Source organism: Streptomyces sp. NPDC058691 (genome assembly GCF_042714775.1).
Classification (GTDB): Bacteria; Actinomycetota; Actinomycetes; order Streptomycetales; family Streptomycetaceae; genus Actinacidiphila.
In genome coordinates this window covers 44,652-59,585 of record NZ_JBHXSO010000039.1, presented here as the reverse complement: position 1 = coordinate 59,585, position 14,934 = coordinate 44,652, and the positions used below count along the sequence as shown (strand labels likewise).

Below are 14,934 nucleotides of genomic sequence, written 5' to 3'. Positions count from 1 at the left end.
ATCGCCGTGACCGTAGCGGTCACGCCGGTATCCTGCCGGCCCCTCGGGCGCCGGTCGCTCAGACGTGGAACGGCTCGGCGAAGACCTCCCGGGCCATGTCGACGAGTTCGTCCAGGTCGCCGCCGGAGGCCCGGTCGCGACGCCAGATCAGGACGGTCTCCAGGCGGCGTTCGAAGTCCGTGAAGGGCAGGACCCGTGTGTTCTTTCTCGCGTAGCCGTGCAGGGGGCTGTCCGGGTTGAGCAGCGAGAAATAGAAGGCCATCCCGTTCGAAATTATTTCGGCGATTCCGGAATAGTCGGTGTCGGTCAGGTCGATCCGTTTTCTGACGCCCCGCTCGAACAATTCCCGGTCCAGTTGGTCGAAGTAACTGGGTCTGCCTTCCTTGGGGGCCACGATGAAGCTGAGGTCGGCCAGTTCGGCCAGTGCCACGGAGTCCCGGCCGGCGAACCGGTCGGCCGGCACCACCGCTCCCAGCGTCTCCGTCATGACGGGCAGCAGCTCGAGCGCGGGGTCGGCGACCGGCAGCCGCACCAGCGCGAGCGCGAGCTTGCCCTCGCTCACGCCCGTGGCCAGCGCCTTGGAGGAGCCCGGCCAGCACATGAGCTCGTGCTTCTCGCCGACCCGCTCGGAGAGCGTGTCGGCGAGGTCCCGCAGCCTGGGGTGCACCCCGAGAGGGATGCCCACGAACAGGGTGCTGCGCCCCGGCGAGGTGGTGGCCGCACGCAGCCGCCAGGGAACGGAATTGATCTGCTCCAGCACGTCTCGCGCGATCGGCAGCAGCGCCTCGCCGGCCGGCGTGAGCGTGACGCAGTGGGTGTCGCGTTCGAACAGCCGGTGGTCGAGCTCGCGCTCGAGGTCCTTGATCCGCTGGCTCAGTGGCGAAGTGGCCATGTGCAGCCGGCGCGCCGCCGCCGAGAAGTTCAGTTCCTCCGCGACCGCCACGAAATAACGCAAATGGAATATCTCCACCCTTGTACGTTAACCCCGCTCCGCCCTCCGGAGCCGGGCCGGGGCGCACCGTGGGTGGCTGTCGGCGTGCGTCGGCGTGCGTCGGCGTGCGTCGGCGTGCGTCGGCGTGTGCGCCGGCCGGAGGCGTGTGCCGCCTCCTATGGAACAAATGTCCCAAAAGGAATATTTTTGCCAAACGGAGAGACTACGGCGCGAGGGGCGAAGGCGCGGGCCCGCCCCCGGGCACGGGAGGTGTCCCGCGTGCGAACAGTCCGGCGCAACACAAGCTTCGCCGTTCTGCTTCTGAGCGTTGTGCTGATCTCGGTCCTGAGACTGGCGCTGGCCGCTGCGGGCTTGCAGGTCCTGGGCATCGCGGGGTACGCCGTACTGATCCCCGTGGTGGCGAGCGCGTTGTTGCCGGTGCGACAGACGTTGGTCGTGGGGCTGTTCAACCTGGCCGCCGCCGTCGCCGTCTACGGAGTCCTCCTCGATGACATGGGGGCGTACCAGCCAGGTCACGACCGTCACGGCGCTGGCGGTCGCGTTGGGCGTCAGCCTGGTCGTCTGCCGGATCCGTGTGGCGGGGGAGAGACGCTTCAGGCGCCTGATGATCGCCCGCGAGCGCCTGGCGCTGCTGAGTGAGGCCGGCGCCCGTGTCGGCGGCACCCTCGACGCGGCCCGTACCGCCGAGGAACTGGCGGAAGTGGCGGTGGACGGCTTCGCGGACCACGCCAGCGTGGACCTCTTCGACTGTGTGCTCCAGGGCGAGGAACCCGTCCTTCAGCCCGGGATGGAGACGATCACGCTTCGCCGCACGGCCCAAGCGGGTTCGGCCGAAGCCATGGGCGACGTCCGGACCGGCGACGTCGTCGTCTACCGCGAAGGATCGGCGCCGACTCTCGGCCTGGTGACCGGCGACCCCATGCTGATGCGGATTACCGGCGCCGCCGGCGCCGGCATGAAGGCGCCGCACTCCGCGCTGGCGGTCCCCCTGCGCGCGCGGGGGGTGACCCTCGGTGCCGCTCTGTTCACGCGTTCCGGGGACCGGGATCCCTTCGATGCCGACGACCTGCTCCTGGCGCAGGAGATCGGGGCACGAGCCGCGGTGTGCGTGGACAACGCCCGTCGCTACACCCGCGAGCACAACACCTCCCTGGTGCTTCAGCGAAGCCTCCTGCCACATGTGCTGTCGAAGCTGCCGGCGGTGGAGGCGGCGACCCGCTATGTGCCCGCCGGCCTCCACGCGGGAGTGGGCGGCGACTGGTACGACGTCATCCCGCTCTCCGGTGCCCGGGTCGCCCTGGTGGTGGGCGACGTGGTCGGGCACGGTGTGCTCGCCGCGGCCACGATGGGGCGGCTGCGCGCCGCGGTGCGCACGCTCGCGGACGTCGACCTCCCGCCCGACGAACTGCTCACCCACCTCGACGACATCGTCACCCGATTCCGGACGGAGATGGGCGGGGCCCAGGACGGGAGTTGCGACGCGCGATCGGATCCCGGCGGGATCGTGGCGACCTGCCTGTACATGATCTACGACCCGGTCTCGTGCCGCTGCGTGGCCGCTCGGGCCGGCCACCCGCCACCCGCCGTGGCGGGTCCGGGATCGGCCGTCGAGTACCTCGACATCCCCGCCGGTCCTCCGCTGGGCGTGGGCGGACTCCCCTTCGAGACCGCCGAACTGGAACTGCCCCGGGGCACCCTCCTCGCCCTGTACACCGACGGCCTCATCGAGTCCCCCGGGCACAGTCCGGACGAAGGACTGGAGCGCCTGCAAAAAGCCCTGTCCGAGCCGATCCCCTCGCTGGAGGCCATGTGCGACCACGTCCTGAGCACACAGGCCGAGGGAAGCTCCCGGGACGACGTCGCCCTCGTCATCGTGCGCACCCGGGAATTCGACGCGACGCACGCCGCCGCCTGGGAGCTGACCGAGGATCTCGCCGAGGTCGCCCACGCTCGCGACCTCGCCTCGTCCCGGCTGACGGGCTGGGATCTCCGCGACCTGGCGTTCACCGCGGAGGTGGTCGTCAGCGAGCTGGTCACCAATGCCATCCGCTACGGCACGGGCCCCGTGGAACTGCGCCTCATCCGGCAGGACACCTTGATCTGCGAGGTGTCCGACAGCAGCAACACCGCGCCCCACCTGCGCCGGGCCCGGATGTTCGACGAGGGCGGGCGCGGGCTCTTCATCGTGGCGCAGCTCGCCGAGCGCTGGGGCACGAGGCAACGGCCCGACGGGAAGACCATCTGGGCCGAACTCGCCCTCCCCGAGGCAGCCTAGGGCCGGTACCTGAGTGGATGGTCCTCCGGGACCTCGACCAGACAGATGCGCACGCCGTCCGGATCTTCGATCCACATCTCCACGAGCCCCCACGGCTCCTGCCGCGGCTCCCGCACCACGCGCACGCCGCGCCGTGCCAGCTCGATGTGAGTCTCCGTCACATTTGCTACCTGGAGCCAGAGTTGCAGCCCCGGCGCCGGTGGTCCGCCCGCGTGCCCGGAGACCTCCAGGAACCCACCGCCGAGGAAGAACACCGTGCCGCGCGTCTCACGGGGCCCGAACTCCCGGTAGATCGCGAGCCCGAGGTCGTCACGGTAGAAGGCCCGCGAACGCTCCGGATCCGTGGGCCGCAGGAGGATCCGGCTGCTCAGTACGTTCACCATGGCCGCGAAGCTACCCAGATGCCCCCGGGAAAACCGCCTGACACGTCCGGCCCGCGTGCGACACCCTGACCACATGGCTCACGGTCCCGCCTCGATCGCCCCGCTGTACCGGACGTGCCCGGGGTGCGGTGTCGAGGCCCGCTTCGAGACCGGCGAGATCGCCATCAACGGCGTTCTCCACTGGAGCGTCGGTGGATCGTGCTCGGCGTGCGGGTCCCGGAGCGAGGAGTGCGGACGCCATGAGGCCCCGTGGTACGTGCGCGAGGCGCTGATCGCCGCCCACGGAGAGGCGGTGCTGCGCGCGGAGCCGCGGCCCGGCGGCGCGGGGGCCGCCGCGCTCAAGACCGTGCGTGAGCTGTTCGGCGTGCCGCTCTCGGAGGTCCGCACCCGCCTGCGCGACCTCGCGGGGGACGGCGTGAAGGGCACCGAGGTCGAGTTGAGGATGCTGGCCGCCCGCCTGGAGGCTGCCGGTTTCTCCGTGTCCGTGCAGATCCCGGAACCGCCCGCGCGGAACGGCCGTGTGCCGGGCAACGCCGGTGGCAAGGGCTATGCCCGCTGGCCCGCCAACCCGGCGGCCCAGGGCCGGCCAGTCCTCGTCCGCGCCCCGTTCCGGGCCGGCGAGGCCGAGGTACTCGACATGTTCGAGACAACCGGGTTGCCTGACGGGCCCGACGTCGAGTTGGTCCCCGGGAGCCTCGCCGAGGAACTGCGCGACCCCATGGCCCGCTACCTGGCCGGCGGCAGCCTCATCGTGATCGCGGCCAGCTGGGCGCCGGACCCCCTGGCGCAGGACCCGTACGACATGGTCCGCCCCGGCCTGGCCACCGACGGCACCTGGACCTGGGACCTGGCGTGGGAGCACTGGGCCCGCGTCCACGGCTGCGCGCCGCCCGCGGAGTTCGTCGCCCACGCACAGGCCAGGGGCTTTGTTCCGGCACCCGCCGCGACCGGTTAGCCTCGGGACGACCCGCCGCACCCGAGAGGACCCCCGTCATGGAGAGCGCACCGCCCGTCGTCACCCCCCGGTTCCGCACGGCGACCCCTGCCGACGTCCCGGCGCTCGTCGCGCTCGTCGAGTCGGCGTACCGCGGCGACGCGAGCCGGGCCGGATGGACGACCGAGGCGGACCTCCTGGAGGGGCAGCGGACCGACCCCGAGGGCGTCGCGGCGGTCGTCGGCGGCGAGCGGAGCCGGATGGTCGTGGTCGAGTCGGACGGCGCGATCGTGGCCTGCTGCCAGCTGGAGAACCGCGACGGGCACGCCTACTTCGGCATGTTCGCCGTCCGCCCCGGGTTGCAGGGCGCAGGCCTCGGCCGGATCGTCCTGGCCGAGGCGGAGCGCTTCGCGCGTGAGGAATGGGACGCCGACGCGATGCACATGACCGTGATCACCCAGCGCGAGGAACTGATCGCCTGGTACGTGCGCCGCGGTTACGAGCGCACCGGCTCGATCAGCCCCTTCCCGTACGGCGACGCCCGTTTCGGCCTGCCCACCCGTGACGACCTGGCCTTCGAGCTGCTGGTGAAGAAGCTCGGCTGAGCAACGGACCGACGGCGTCGCGTACGAAGCCCCGATAAACGGCGATCCCGCATGCCGGACGTCCGCGTCCGGCGCGTCGCCGGCCCGGCTACCAGTCCGTGAGGCCGGTCTCGATCGCGCGCTTGACCTCGGGGACATCGGTGACCGCGCCGTCCAGGCCCAGGGCGTGGGCGAGAGCGAGCTCGCGCGGGGTGTTGACCGTCCAGGCGATCACCGAGATGCCGGCGCGGTGGCACTCCTGCACGAGGGCGAGGCTGATGCGCCGCAGGCTGAGGCTGACGAGGCGGGCGCCGACGGCCTGGGCACGGGGGATGATCTCCGAGCCCATCGGGCCCTCGGCGACCAGGACGGTGCGGACCTCCGGCAGGCACTCGCGGATCTCGGCGAGGGCCGCGTCGTGGAACGACAGCACGTCGACCCGCTCCACCAGGTCGCGCTCGCGCAGGACGTCCGCGAGGACGCGCGCGGCGGCGACGTCCTTGATCTCCGCCTGGATGGGCGCCGCGACCGCGTCGACGACCTCCTCGAAGACCGGGACCCGCTCGCCGCGGCCCGCGTCGAGACCGCGCAGCTCGGCCAGGGTGAGGTCGGAGACGAAGCCGGAGCCGTCCGTGGTGCGGTCGACCTTCTCGTCGTGCATGACGATCAGGGCGCCGTCCTTGCTGAGGTGCAGGTCGAGCTCGATCTGGTCCAGTCCCTCGCGCTCGGCGCGGACGAAGGAGCGGAGGGTGTTCTCGGGCTCGACGCCCATGACACCGCGGTGACCGACGGTGAAGAAGCTCAAAGCGGTTCGCTTCCGGTGCTGGTGCTTGCGCAGGTTCGGCGGACATCCGCAGCCTACCGGGCCCTTGCTGCGACGGGCCGAACGCCGGGTGAACGACGCGCCCGTCCGCAGGAAGAATCGCGGCGAGGGAGGCCTTGAGCGGAAGATTTTCCTCCGGCTCCACTTGAACGGAAGAAGCAGCCCTATATACGGTGGCCATACAAGAGGTTCTTCTGTGAAGGAGGGGTCATGACGGAAATTCTGTCGCCGGCGACGGCATCGAACGACAGTGCGGGCACCAGTGGGACCGGTGTGTCCGGCGGCGGCGTTGTCCGGCACCCGGCCTGGGCGGTCCTCAAGCAGGCGGTGGAGGAGATCCGCCCCTGGCAGCTCAAGGACGGCTCCATCGACTTCTCCGCGCAGGACGCGCCGCGGCGCGCCGTCGTCGACGGCGCCCTGGACCGCGTGGTCCGCGCCGTGGAGGACCTCTCCCCGCTGCTCCCGCACGACACCGCGTACCACGAGGCCCTGGTCAAGGATCTGCGGCGCTGGTCGGACGGCGGCTACGAGGTCCCCGACTTCCTGGACTCCCTGCTGTCCTTCCACCCCGCCGCCGACCGCACGGACGGCCTGGAGCACCTCGTGGTGTTCCCGATGTACACGCAGAACGGCAACCCGGACCGCAACCTGGAGGCCGTCGCGCTGCGCGTGGTGTGGCCGGAGTGGCTGTCCGAGCTGGAGCGCACCCGCTACGACAACGCGATGTTCGTGCCGATCACCTTCGAGGACTTCACGCCCGGCTACGACACGAACTCCGCGGTGCTCTTCCCCGAGACCGTCGCCGTCCGCGAGGCCCCCGAGCGCTTCACCTGGGGCGGCATCTTCTGCGACCGCGAGGCCGCCCGCTTCCGCGCCGTGAGCCGCGCCGCCGTGGACACCCTCGGCCTGGAGCTGCCCGAGGACGCCGAGGAACTTCTCGCCGACCAGGACCTGAGCCAGCAGACTTTCGTGCTGTGGGACATGATCCACGACCGCACCCACAGCCACGGTGACCTGCCCTTCGACCCCTTCATGATCAAGCAGCGCCAGCCGTTCTGGATGTACGGCCTGGAGGAGCTCCGCTGCGACCTCACGACCTTCAAGGAGGCCGTGAAGCTGGAGGCCGAGGGACACGGCATGGGCCGCTACGTCCAGTACGCGATCCTCTTCGACCGCCTCTTCCGCTTCCCGGTCACCGGCGACCGCGTCCGCAACTACGACGGGCTCGGCGGCCAGCTGCTCTTCGCGTACCTGCACAAGCACGACGCCCTGCGCTGGACCGACAACAAGCTCCGCATCGACTGGGAGCTCGCCCCGCAGGTGACCAACCAGCTGTGCGCCGAGATCGAGACGCTGTACCGGTTCGGCATCGACCGCCCCAAACTCGTGCACTGGTTCGCCGCCTACGACCTCGTCGCCGGCTACCTCTCCCCGCACCCCGGCTCGGTGTGGGCCAAGGGCCCGGAGGCCCTGGACCTCGGCCTGCCGCCGCGCAAGCTCGTGGACGAGGTGCTGCCGGACGAGTTTCCGCTCAGCATGTTCTACGAGGCCCTGGCCAAGAAGCTTCGTAATGTGATCGCCTCGACCAAGGGCATCACGGCCCACGGCACGGGCCCGGTGGCCGCGTGACCGACACAGCTGAGGAGGCGGCGGAGATGACGGAAGCCAGCGAGGCGGCCAGGGGACCCCTGGCCGGGGCCGTGATCGCGGTGGCGGGGGCCGGCGGCCCCGCCGGACGCGCCACCCTCCAGCGGCTCGCCCGCGCGGGCGCCCGGGTCGTCGGCGCCGACGCCAATCCGGAACGGCTCGCCGAGGCGGTCGACCTCGCGCGCTTCGACGCGGGCGGCGCCGTCATCACCGGGGACGTCGTCGATCTGCTGGACCTGTCCGCGACCAAGGAGTGGGCCGGCCGGATCGAGAAGGAGCACGGCCGCGTCGACGGGATGGTCCACCTCGTGGGCGGCTGGCGCGGTTCGGCGTCCTTCGCGGAGACCGACCTCGCGGACTGGGACTTCCTGGAGAAGCTGCTGATCCGCACCGTCCAGCACACCTCGCTGGCCTTCCACGACGCGCTGCTGGCCGCGCCCGCCGGGCGGTACGTGCTGATCAGCGCGGCCGGCGCCACCAAGCCCACGGCCGGCAACGCGGCGTACGCCGCCGCCAAGGCCGCCGCCGAGGCGTGGACGCTGGCGCTCGGCGACTCCTTCCGCAAGGCGGCGGGGGAGCAGGCCCCGACCGCCGCCGCCACCGTGCTGGTGATCAAGGCGCTCGTGCATGATGAGATGCGCAAGGAGCGCCCGAACGCCAAGTTCGCGGGCTTCACCGATGTGACCGAGCTGGCCGACGCCATCGCCGACGTGTGGAGCCGGCCCGCCGAGGAAGTGAACGGAACCCGCCTGTGGCTGACACCCCGCCCGTGACCGATCTCCCGACGGACGCCGTCCGCCACCACGACCCGCGGGTGCGCGGCTTCGCGAGCGACAACTACGCGGGCGTCCACCCCGAGGTGCTGGCGGCGATCGCCCTCGCCAACGGCGGCCACCAGGTCGCCTACGGCGAGGACGAGTACACCCTGCACCTGCAGGAGGTCTTCCGCGCCCACTTCGGCCCGCGCACGCAGGTGTTCCCGGTCTTCAACGGCACCGGCGCCAACGTCGTCTCGCTGCAGGCGCTCACCGAGCGCTGGGGCGCGGTGATCTGCGCGGCCTCCGCCCACATCAACGTGGACGAGGGCGGCGCCCCGGAGCGCATGGGCGGCCTGAAGCTGCTCACCGTGCCCACCCCGGACGGCAAGCTCACCCCCGAGCTGATCGACCGGGAGGCCTGGGGCCTCGACGACGAGCACCGCGCCCAGCCGCAGGTCGTCTCGATCACCCAGACCACGGAACTGGGCACCTGCTACACCCCCGAGGAGATCCGGGCGATCTGCGACCACGCGCACGAGCGCGGACTCGCCGTCCACCTGGACGGCTCGCGCATCGCCAACGCGGCCGCCACCCTCGGTGTGCCGCTGCGGGAGTTCACCACCGACGCGGGTGTGGACGTGCTGTCCTTCGGCGGCACGAAGAACGGCCTGCTGTTCGGCGAGTGCGTCGTGGTGCTGAACCCGGAACGCGTCCGGGCGATGAAGCACCTGCGGAAGCTGTCGATGCAACTCGCCTCGAAGATGCGTTTCGTCTCGGTGCAGTTCGAGGCACTGCTCACGGGCGACCTGTGGCTGCGCAGCGCCCGCCACGCCAACGCGATGGCCCGGCGCCTGGAGGCGGCCGTGCGCGCCGTGGACGGCGTGACGGTCGTCCGCCCGGTCCAGGCGAACGCGGTCTTCGCGCTGGTGCCGCGCGAGGTCGGCGAGCGGCTACAGAAGCGCTACCGCTTCTATTTCTGGGACGAGTCCACCGGCGAGGTGCGCTGGATGTGCTCGTTCGACACCACCGAGGAGGACGTGGACTCCTTCGCGGCCGCGCTGGCCGAGGAGATGGCCGCGCAATCCGCCTGAAGCGGTGGCTGAATCCGCGGCTGAAGCGGTGCAACGCCGAGGGGCGTACCGGATGGTTCCGGTACGCCCCTCGCGCCGTCTCGTGGTGTCAGCGGTTGACGCAGACGTTGCCGGCCACCGGGTTGAGCAGCGCCACGGCGTTGATGCCGTTGCCGCAGACGTTGATCGGGATGTTGACCGGCACCTGGACGACATTGCCGCTCAGGATGCCGGGCGAGCCGATCGCGGCGGCCCGCGCGTTGGCACCGCCGCCGCGGCCGCCGTAGCCCCCGCCGTAGCCGCCGGCGACGGCGCTCGTGGCGGCACCGAGCACGGTCACACCGACGACGGCGGACACGGCCGCGGCCTTCGCGATGCGCTTCATGGCGTTCTCCTTCGAAATTCGTTGGTGACCCCGGCCGACGACGTGTGACGCCACCCGAATGTGTGCGTCCGCCCGTCCGGTCACGTGGTGAACCGGGCGAAGGTCAAGGTCTCGTACGGAGAACTGGTTCCCGTCTCGTAGAGCAGCCCCACCGTGCCACCCCCCAAGTCCACCAGGTCGGAGTACGCGGCCGGGTGACTGCTCATCAGCAAGGAGGGTTCCCAGTAGGTGCCGTCGTCGTCGCTGGCCCGGATCTCCATGGCGGCCCGGGCCCCCGGATCGGAGGGTCCGGAGTACAGCAGCGGGCCGCCCGGCAGTTGCAGGACGCTGCCCTGCACCACGGGTCCCTCGATGGCCTCCTGGGGCTCGAAGGTGCCCTCCACGCTCTCTCCGCCGTCGGAGCTGTAGGCGTTGGCCCGCGATGCGTTGGAGAAGCCGCCGTCGTCGCGGCTGTTGATGTAGACCCTGCCGTCCGGCAGTTCGGCCATGGTGGTCTCGTTGAGATTGATCCATCCGCCCGGGATCTCCTCGACGAAGCCGATGTGCCAGGTTCTGCCGTGGTCGTCGCTGTAGAGGGAGTGGGCTCCGTGCACGACTTGGCCGTTGACGACGGCGGTGTGGTTGGCCGGGACGAGCAGGCGCCCGGCGTGGGGGCCGTTGCGCAGCGCGATGGCATGGCCGGGCCCGGTGGCGTACCAGCGCCAGTTGTCGGGTTTGACGCTCTGGGTGATCTGCCGGGGCGCGGACCATTTGGCCCCGCCTGAGTCGCTGTGCAGTTCCCAGACCTGCCGGGCGTCGTAGACCGCCTTGGAGCTGCCGCTCAGCTGAGCCTTCGTCAGGCGGCCGACGGTGCGGCAGAGCAGCAGCACGATGCGGCCGGTCTTCGGGTCCGCCACCGGGGTGGGGTTGCCGAAGGTCTCGCCGCCGCCCCGGGCGATGACGCGCATGGGCTGCCAGGTGCAGCCGCCGTCCAGAGAGCGCCGCAGGACCGTGTCGATGTCGCCCTCGTCGTCCGCCGAGTTGCGGCGGCCCTCGGCGAACGCCAGCACGGTGCTCTTGCCGATCCGCAGGACGGCCGGGATGCGGAAGGTGTGGTAACCGCTGTTGCCGGAGCGGAAGGGCACGGACGTGGAGCATCGCCCGGCGACAGCGGCGGCCGCCTCTCCGGCCGGCGCCTGCCATGCCGCCGCCCCGGTGAACAGGACGACCAGACCGGCCAGTGTGCGCTTGCTTCTGACGGCACCGCGTGTCATCAGGCTTCCTCCGGGGCGGCGTCGATGTGGCCAGAAGCGCAAGATTCTCATCCGCCACGCGGGGTGCGTGGATGACACTCCGTTTGTGGATTTTTCGGTAATTCAATATGAGTAATGGGCGCGAAACGGTGCCGATATCCTTGACACTTTTTCGGCGTGTCCCTTGGCTGGGTTCGGTGGTGTCGGCCGATGAACATGCTCCAATGTGCCGGGAAATGATGGCCGAGAGGTGCGCGCGGGACGATGTCAGACCGTCTGTCGCCCATGCTCATGACAGGGGGATCGCCCATGGCACGATCTGCCCCACGCCGTGCGGTGCTCGCCGCCGCCATCGCGGCCGCGACCGTCACGGCCACTCCGCGGGCCTTCGCCGCCGGCGGTGACGGCGGTGACGGCGGTGAGGGCCGCCCCTGCGACCCCGGCCCGTCCGGCGGCCGGCCCGGCAGGCACCCGTACGGAAGCCATGACGAGGCCCCGGTGGACCACCACGCATGGACCCGCTGGTCCGACTGGCACAGCGGCGACGGCAGCGGCACGTGCGTGATGCCCGGCCCCCGCCCCGGCATCGCCATCGGCAGCCCCTCCGGCGTCCTGGAGTACGTCGACCCGCACACCGGGATCACCGAGCGGTGGGAGACGGCCACGTGGACCTCGCCGGTCCACACCCCCCGCAGTCCCGCGAGCGAGATCGTCGCCTCCTGGAACGCCCGCACCCCCGCGGGCACCTGGATCCAGGTGGAGCTGTGCGCCACCTACACCGACGGCAGCATGAGCCCCTGGTACGTCATGGGCCGGTGGGCCGCGGGCGACGCCGACATCCGGCGCACCTCCGTGGACGGCCAGACCGACGCCAAGAGCAGCGTCTCGACCGACACCGTCTCCATCGACGACCCCGCTTCCGGCGTGCGCCTGGCCTGGTACCGCCTGCGCCTCACCCTCCTGCGCCGGCCCGGCACCGACGCCACCCCCACCGTCTGGCGGGTCGGCGCGATGGCCTCCGACATCCCCGACCGCTTCACCGTGCCCGTCTCCGTGCCAGGCGTCGCGCGCGGCATCGAACTGCCCGTGCCGCGCTACTCCCAGGAGATCCACAAGGGCCAGTACCCCGAGTACGACAACGGCGGCGAGGCCTGGTGCAGCCCCACGTCCTCCCAGATGGTCATCGAGTACTGGGGCCGCGAACCGGACGAGGACGACCTCGCCTGGGTCGACCCCTCCTACGAGGACCCGCAGGTCGACCACGCGGCCCGCTTCACCTACGACCACCAGTACGAGGGCTGCGGCAACTGGCCCTTCAACATCGCCTACATCGCCACGTACCGCGACCTCGTCGCGACCGTGACACGCCTGCACAGCCTGAACGACGTGGAACGGCTGATCCGCGCCGGCATCCCGGTGATGACGTCCCAGTCCTTCCTGGCCACCGAATTGGACGGGGCCGGCTACGGGACCTCCGGTCATCTGATGTGCGTCATCGGATTCACCCCTGAGGGTGATGTGATCGCCAACGACCCGGCGAGCAGGGACGACGAGGCGGTGCGCCGGGTCTACCGGCGGTCGCAGTTCGAGACGAACTGGCTGAGGACGAAGCGCCACGCCGCCGACGGCCAGGTCGGCAGCGGCACCGGCGGTGTCTGCTACCTCTCCTGGCCGCTGTGGCCGTCCCCGGCCCAGATCCGGGTGCTGCACCGGATCGGGGTGCTCTGAGCGCGGTCTCGACGCGGCCTGGGCGCGGCACTGTTGCGGCCGTGTGAAATGCCCGGGGAAACCCGGGAAAGGGGAATTCCGGCGCCCGCTCCGCCCGCTGAGCGGGTGGGGGCACTCCGGTGCCCCGGCCGGCTCTCTCCGGACAGGAGCTCACCCATGCCGCACCGCGCCCTCACCTCGGTCCCCGTGCACCCGCTGCTCGCCGAGCGCTGGAGCCCCCGGTCCTTCGACCCCGCGCACACACTCGGCGACGGACAGCTCGCCTCCCTGCTGGAGGCCGCGCGATGGGCGGCCTCCGCGTTCAACGTCCAGCCTTGGCGGTTCCTCGTCGGACGGCGCGGCGACGCCACCTTCAAGGCGGTGCACGGTGCCCTCATCGGCTTCAACCAGCGCTGGGCCGGCGACGCGTCCGTCCTGATCGCCGCCGTCGCGGCCGAGTTCAAGGCGGACGGCACGCCGGTCCCCACGGCCGCCTACGACACCGGGCTGGCCGCCGCCCAACTCACCACCCAGGCCCACGCGGAGGGCCTCCACGCGCACCAGATGAGCGGCTTCGACCCCGGCCGCCTCGCCGCCGCCTTCGGCATCCCCGAGGGCTTCCGTCCGCTCGCCGTCATCGCGGTCGGCGCCGTCGCCGACCCGGAGCGCCTGGACGACTCCCTGCGGGCCCGCGAAACCGCCCCGCGCGAACGGCGGCCGCTGGAGGAGAGCTTCTTCTCCGGCGCGTGGGGCGAGCCGGTCGACCTGCGCCCGGCGTGACGGGGCGCGGGGCGTCAATCGCGCATGGGCAGCCGTACCAGCGGGGCGAGTTCGGCGTCGGTCGCCGGCCGGAGGGTCGACAGGACGCGGCGGGCCGCCGGGAGGCCGGACCCGGGGCCCGGGCCGTGGTCGTACAGGGTCACGGTGCAGACCAGGCCGCCGTGGCTCAGCCGCAACTCGCGTCGTTCGTAGGCGCCTTCGTACGTGATGAGCCGGCGGCCCCCACCGTCGTCGGTGCAGCGGATCGTCTCGCCGAAGGGGACGAGACAGCCGCGCGCGTCCACGCGCCGGGTGTCGTGGCCGGCGCGTTCGACGCCCAGGTGCATGGCTGTGGTGCCGGGGTGTTCGTAGTCGGCACCGAAGCCGTCCTCGCCCGCGCCGAGCACGCGCAAGGTATAGCCCGGCGGCGGGTCGCCCACGAGTAGCAGGGCGCGGTCCACACCGTTCGCGTCGATCCACGCGTCGAGGGTGGGCAGCCGCCCGGCGTCCCGGGCGGTGTAGGCCCCGGCGGTCGCGAACACAGCGGCCGCCGCGACGGCGGCGATCCGCGTCCGGGCGCCGGGAAGGAACAACGCGGCGGCGAGGGTGTAACAGACCCCTCCCGAGACGCACAGCACGAACCCGTTCCGCAGGCCATCGACATGCAGGCGCACCGCCACGGCGATCAGCACCCCGGCCGTGCCCGCCCCGAACACGCCCGCAGCCCATCTCCACACCCCGCCGCGCCGCCCCGTCATCGGGATCAGCCGGCGCGCCGCGTTCCCCAGCGCCGCCAGCAGCGCCACCGCGAGCGGCGCCCAGCAGACGGCCACGACCAGCGCCGCCGGCACCCCGCCACTGAACAGCGCCAGCAGCACCGCCTCGAACCCGATCGAGGTGAGCGCACAGCCCACGAACCACACCGCGGTGAGGTGCGCGAGCGCCGGCCCTGTCGCGTTCTTCGTGATCACGTCTTGTGATCACGCACGCCCCGCCGCCGCGGTTCCCGCCGACCCAACTGCGCGACGCCGTAGGGTCCGGCGGCGATGGTGGACCTGGCCGGGCCCTTCACCTACGTCGTCGACGTCGCGCCGTAGTCAACGCGTGGCATGTGCCGGTGGCGGCGAGGTCCTGAGCGCCGGGGAGATCGCCTTCCGCGAGACGTCAGGGGAGTCGACGGCCGTCGAGGTCAGCAGGCTCCCTTGCCCATGGCGTCCGGTTACTGCCCTAAAACCGTCTCGTGGACCTCGGTCGCCCGCGCCTCCGCCCCGCTTCACGCACGCGGTGGTCTCCCGCCGCTGCACCGGGTGCGGGGAGCGCGGCATCGTGCGGGAGGGCGACTTCGTCTGCGTGTTCTGCGGCAGCGACCTGCCCGCCGAGTGGAACGTCACCGGTTTTCTCCCAGGATGCCCGGGCCTTCAGGCC

The 14,934-nt window shown here is 71.5% G+C and carries 14 protein-coding genes; 8 read left to right on the top strand and 6 right to left on the bottom strand.

What is annotated here, in order from left to right:
• Positions 1-58 precede the first annotated feature (58 nt).
• A complete protein-coding gene (locus ACFWVC_RS25740) occupies positions 59-970 on the bottom strand; it encodes a LysR family transcriptional regulator (protein WP_384290628.1) in 912 nt (303 codons plus the stop codon).
• A gap of 469 nt (positions 971-1,439) precedes the next feature.
• Here ACFWVC_RS25740 and ACFWVC_RS25735 point away from each other — a divergent pair, with 469 nt between their 5' ends.
• On the top strand, positions 1,440-3,227 hold the full coding sequence (locus ACFWVC_RS25735) for a SpoIIE family protein phosphatase (RefSeq protein WP_384290625.1): 1,788 nt from the start codon (positions 1,440-1,442) through the stop codon (positions 3,225-3,227).
• Here ACFWVC_RS25735 and ACFWVC_RS25730 read toward each other — a convergent pair.
• Positions 3,224-3,610 (bottom strand): VOC family protein, encoded by a 387-nt coding sequence (locus tag ACFWVC_RS25730; RefSeq protein WP_384290623.1) that lies wholly within the window; start codon positions 3,608-3,610, stop codon positions 3,224-3,226. The genes ACFWVC_RS25735 and ACFWVC_RS25730 overlap by 4 nt on opposite strands.
• Positions 3,611-3,683: 73 nt before the next feature.
• On the opposite strand from ACFWVC_RS25730, the gene ACFWVC_RS25725 reads away from it, so the two are divergent.
• Together ACFWVC_RS25725 and ACFWVC_RS25720 are read left to right on the top strand one after the other, a co-directional pair.
• The gene (locus ACFWVC_RS25725) at positions 3,684-4,565 is read left to right on the top strand and encodes a hypothetical protein (RefSeq protein WP_384290620.1); all 882 of its coding nucleotides are present in this window, start codon (positions 3,684-3,686) and stop codon (positions 4,563-4,565) included.
• Between the two features lie 38 nt (positions 4,566-4,603).
• Complete coding sequence (locus tag ACFWVC_RS25720; protein ID WP_384290617.1) at positions 4,604-5,149, top strand: GNAT family N-acetyltransferase; 546 nt, start codon at positions 4,604-4,606, stop codon at positions 5,147-5,149.
• Positions 5,150-5,237: 88 nt separating this feature from the next.
• Here the strand turns inward: ACFWVC_RS25720 and ACFWVC_RS25715 are convergent, their stop codons facing one another.
• Positions 5,238-5,933: a glycerophosphodiester phosphodiesterase gene (locus ACFWVC_RS25715; RefSeq protein ID WP_384290615.1), complete on the bottom strand. Its 696-nt coding sequence runs from the start codon at positions 5,931-5,933 to the stop codon at positions 5,238-5,240.
• Positions 5,934-6,161: 228 nt separating this feature from the next.
• On the opposite strand from ACFWVC_RS25715, the gene ACFWVC_RS25710 reads away from it, so the two are divergent.
• The 3 genes from ACFWVC_RS25710 to ACFWVC_RS25700 are packed head-to-tail and all read left to right on the top strand — an operon-like array spanning position 6,162 to position 9,447.
• Entirely contained in the window at positions 6,162-7,580 is a 1,419-nt protein-coding gene (locus ACFWVC_RS25710) for a DUF6421 family protein (protein ID WP_384290613.1), read from the top strand.
• Positions 7,581-7,606: 26 nt separating this feature from the next.
• Complete coding sequence (locus tag ACFWVC_RS25705) at positions 7,607-8,371, top strand: SDR family oxidoreductase (RefSeq protein ID WP_384290696.1); 765 nt, start codon at positions 7,607-7,609, stop codon at positions 8,369-8,371.
• Positions 8,350-9,447: a threonine aldolase family protein gene (locus tag ACFWVC_RS25700; protein WP_384290610.1), complete on the top strand. Its 1,098-nt coding sequence runs from the start codon at positions 8,350-8,352 to the stop codon at positions 9,445-9,447. Before ACFWVC_RS25705 ends, ACFWVC_RS25700 begins: the two co-directional genes overlap by 22 nt.
• Positions 9,448-9,535: 88 nt before the next feature.
• On the opposite strand, the gene ACFWVC_RS25695 is transcribed toward ACFWVC_RS25700, so the two are convergent.
• Both ACFWVC_RS25695 and ACFWVC_RS25690 read right to left on the bottom strand, forming a co-directional pair.
• Positions 9,536-9,811 carry a chaplin gene (locus ACFWVC_RS25695; protein ID WP_384290608.1) on the bottom strand — a complete coding sequence of 92 codons (276 nt, stop codon included), beginning with the start codon at positions 9,809-9,811 and terminating at the stop codon, positions 9,536-9,538.
• Positions 9,812-9,891: 80 nt separating this feature from the next.
• Complete coding sequence (locus ACFWVC_RS25690) at positions 9,892-11,064, bottom strand: exo-alpha-sialidase (protein ID WP_384290606.1); 1,173 nt, start codon at positions 11,062-11,064, stop codon at positions 9,892-9,894.
• A 288-nt stretch (positions 11,065-11,352) separates the two neighbouring features.
• Between ACFWVC_RS25690 and ACFWVC_RS25685 the strand changes: the two genes are divergently transcribed.
• Both ACFWVC_RS25685 and ACFWVC_RS25680 read left to right on the top strand, forming a co-directional pair.
• On the top strand, positions 11,353-12,771 hold the full coding sequence (locus tag ACFWVC_RS25685) for a peptidase C39 family protein (RefSeq protein WP_384290603.1): 1,419 nt from the start codon (positions 11,353-11,355) through the stop codon (positions 12,769-12,771).
• Between the two features lie 156 nt (positions 12,772-12,927).
• Positions 12,928-13,530 carry a nitroreductase family protein gene (locus ACFWVC_RS25680; protein WP_384290601.1) on the top strand — a complete coding sequence of 201 codons (603 nt, stop codon included), beginning with the start codon at positions 12,928-12,930 and terminating at the stop codon, positions 13,528-13,530.
• A gap of 14 nt (positions 13,531-13,544) precedes the next feature.
• On the opposite strand, the gene ACFWVC_RS25675 is transcribed toward ACFWVC_RS25680, so the two are convergent.
• Entirely contained in the window at positions 13,545-14,480 is a 936-nt protein-coding gene (locus ACFWVC_RS25675) for a hypothetical protein (protein ID WP_384290599.1), read from the bottom strand.
• Positions 14,481-14,934 lie beyond the last annotated feature (454 nt).

Excerpts from the sequence above, each read along its gene's own strand:
- ACFWVC_RS25735 (WP_384290625.1), top strand. The coding sequence starts at position 1,440 with ATGACATGGGGGCGTACCAGCCAGGTCACGACCGTCACGGCGCTGGCG.
- ACFWVC_RS25730 (WP_384290623.1), bottom strand. The coding sequence starts at position 3,610 with ATGGTGAACGTACTGAGCAGCCGGATCCTCCTGCGGCCCACGGATCCG.
- ACFWVC_RS25725 (WP_384290620.1), top strand. The coding sequence starts at position 3,684 with ATGGCTCACGGTCCCGCCTCGATCGCCCCGCTGTACCGGACGTGCCCG.
- ACFWVC_RS25720 (WP_384290617.1), top strand. The coding sequence starts at position 4,604 with ATGGAGAGCGCACCGCCCGTCGTCACCCCCCGGTTCCGCACGGCGACC.
- ACFWVC_RS25710 (WP_384290613.1), top strand. The coding sequence starts at position 6,162 with ATGACGGAAATTCTGTCGCCGGCGACGGCATCGAACGACAGTGCGGGC.
- ACFWVC_RS25705 (WP_384290696.1), top strand. The coding sequence starts at position 7,607 with ATGACGGAAGCCAGCGAGGCGGCCAGGGGACCCCTGGCCGGGGCCGTG.
- ACFWVC_RS25695 (WP_384290608.1), bottom strand. The coding sequence starts at position 9,811 with ATGAAGCGCATCGCGAAGGCCGCGGCCGTGTCCGCCGTCGTCGGTGTG.
- ACFWVC_RS25690 (WP_384290606.1), bottom strand. The coding sequence starts at position 11,064 with ATGACACGCGGTGCCGTCAGAAGCAAGCGCACACTGGCCGGTCTGGTC.
- ACFWVC_RS25685 (WP_384290603.1), top strand. The coding sequence starts at position 11,353 with ATGGCACGATCTGCCCCACGCCGTGCGGTGCTCGCCGCCGCCATCGCG.
- ACFWVC_RS25680 (WP_384290601.1), top strand. The coding sequence starts at position 12,928 with ATGCCGCACCGCGCCCTCACCTCGGTCCCCGTGCACCCGCTGCTCGCC.